We start from the raw sequence: 2,710 nt of genomic DNA on the forward strand, positions 1-2,710 counted from the left end.
AGAGTACCTGAAACCGTGTGCCTACAAGCCGTCAGAGCTTTTCGAAGTGATGGCGTGCCTTTTGAAGAATGAGCCTGCGAGTTAGTGCTGCGTGGCGAGGTTAACCCGTGTGGGGTAGCCGTAGCGAAAGCGAGTCTGAATAGGGCGTGTTGAGTCGCGTGGTCTAGACCCGAAGCGGAGTGATCTACCCATGGCCAGGGTGAAGCGCCGGTAAGACGGTGTGGAGGCCCGAACCCACTTAGGTTGAAAACTGAGGGGATGAGCTGTGGGTAGGGGTGAAAGGCCAATCAAACTCCGTGATAGCTGGTTCTCCCCGAAATGCATTTAGGTGCAGCGTCGTGTGTTTCGTGGTGGGGGTAGAGCTACTGGATGGTCTAGGGGCCTTACCGGGTTACCGAAATCAACCAAACTCCGAATACCATCATGTGAGAGCGCGGCAGTGAGACGGCGGGGGATAAGCTTCGTCGTCGAGAGGGAAACAGCCCAGAACGCCAGCTAAGGCCCCTAAGTGTGTGCTCAGTGGGAAAGGATGTGGGATTGCCCAGACAACCAGGAGGTTGGCTTAGAAGCAGCCATCCTTGAAAGAGTGCGTAATAGCTCACTGGTCAAGTGGTCCTGCGCCGACAATGTAGCGGGGCTTAAGCACACCGCCGAAGCTGTGTCACTCACACAATACATCCACTTCCCTTTTCGGAGGGTTGTGTAGTGGTGTGGGTGGGTAGGGGAGCGTCCTGCATCCAGAGAAGCCACGGGGTAACCCAGTGGTGGAGGGTGTGGGAGTGAGAATGCAGGCATGAGTAGCGAAAGCAGAGTGAGAAACTCTGCCGCCGGATGACCAAGGGTTCCTGGGCCAGGCTAATCCGCCCAGGGTAAGTCGGGACCTAAGGCGAGGCCGACAGGCGTAGTCGATGGACAACGGGTTGATATTCCCGTACCCGCGTGTGTGCGTCCATGGTGAGGCAGTGGATACTAACCACCCGAACCCGCTGAGACCTTCGGGTCGATGTGGGGGAGCGTGGGACCTGATGCTGTAGTAGTCAAGTGATGGGGTGACGCAGGAAGGTAGCTCCGCCAGTGAGTGGTTGTACTGGTGTAAGCGTGTAGGCCGGAACATAGGCAAATCCGTGTTCCATATAGGCTGAGACGTGATGCGTAGCCGTTGTGGTGAAGTAGAGTGATCCTATGCTGTCGAGAAAAGCCTCTAGCGAGTGCATGTGCGGCCCGTACCCCAAACCAACACAGGTGGTCAGGTAGAGAATACTAAGGCGATCGGGTGAACTGTGGTTAAGGAACTCGGCAAAATGCCCCCGTAACTTCGGGAGAAGGGGGGCCAAAACACTTGAAGCCCTTTGCGGGCTAGGGTGGGTTGGCCGCAGAGACCAGCGGAAAGCGACTGTTTACTAAAAACACAGGTCCGTGCGAAGAAGCAATTCGATGTATACGGACTGACGCCTGCCCGGTGCTGGAACGTTAAGAGGACCGGTTAACCCTTTGGGGTGAAGCTGAGAATTTAAGCGCCAGTAAACGGCGGTGGTAACTATAACCATCCTAAGGTAGCGAAATTCCTTGTCGGGTAAGTTCCGACCTGCACGAATGGCGTAACGACTTTCCGGCTGTCTCAACCACAGGCCCGGCGAAATTGCATTACGAGTAAAGATGCTCGTTACGCGCGGCAGGACGGAAAGACCCCGGGACCTTTACTATAGTTTGGTATTGGTTTTCGGTTCGGTTTGTGTAGGATAGGTGGGAGACTGTGAAGCGCTCACGCTAGTGGGTGTGGAGTCGTTGTTGAAATACCACTCTGATCGGATTGGGAATCTGAACCTCGGGCCATGATCTGGTTCAGGGACAGTGCCTGATGGGTAGTTTAACTGGGGCGGTTGCCTCCTAAAGGGTAACGGAGGCGCCCAAAGGTTCCCTCAGCCTGGTTGGCAATCAGGTGTTGAGTGTAAGTGCACAAGGGAGCTTGACTGTGAGACTGACGGGTCGAGCAGGGACGAAAGTCGGGACTAGTGATCCGGCACCTCCTGGTGGAAGGGGTGTCGCTCAACGGATAAAAGGTACCCCGGGGATAACAGGCTGATCTTGCCCAAGAGTCCATATCGACGGCATGGTTTGGCACCTCGATGTCGGCTCGTCGCATCCTGGGGCCGGAGTAGGTCCCAAGGGTTGGGCTGTTCGCCCATTAAAGCGGCACGCGAGCTGGGTTTAGAACGTCGTGAGACAGTTCGGTCCCTATCCGCCGCGCGCGTAGGAGACTTGAGGAAGGCTGTCCCTAGTACGAGAGGACCGGGACGGACGAACCTCTGGTATGCCAGTTGTCACGCCAGTGGCATGGCTGGTTGGCTACGTTCGGGAGGGATAACCGCTGAAGGCATCTAAGCGGGAAGCCTGTTCCAAGATGAGGTCTCCCACCCCTTTGTGGGTTAAGGCTCCCAGTAGACGACTGGGTTGATAGGCCAGAGATGGAAGCGCAGTAATGTGTGGAGTTGACTGGTACTAATAGGCCGAGGACTTGCCCACGAAGATGTTACGCATCCACTCTACGGTCCTGAGACACCACGTCAGGACGTGTTGTTTCATGGTTTTTCGGTGGTTATAGCGGTGGGGGTACGCCCGGTCCCATTCCGAACCCGGAAGCTAAGCCCACCAGCGCCGATGGTACTGCACTCGAAGGGGTGTGGGAGAGTAGGACACCGCCGAAATCAAC

Annotated in this window: 2 rRNA genes (1 of these 2 only partly in view); both read left to right on the top strand. The window is 56.2% G+C overall.

The window, feature by feature from the left end:
- Window positions 1–2,523: ribosomal RNA gene (locus tag EWH70_RS35340) — 23S ribosomal RNA — on the top strand (it extends 585 nt beyond the left edge of the window).
- Between the two features lie 65 nt (window positions 2,524–2,588).
- Window positions 2,589–2,705: ribosomal RNA gene (rrf, locus tag EWH70_RS35345) — 5S ribosomal RNA — on the top strand.
- Window positions 2,706–2,710 lie beyond the last annotated feature (5 nt).

The organism is Amycolatopsis suaedae (assembly GCF_004214935.1).
Classification (GTDB): Bacteria; Actinomycetota; Actinomycetes; order Mycobacteriales; family Pseudonocardiaceae; genus Amycolatopsis; species Amycolatopsis suaedae.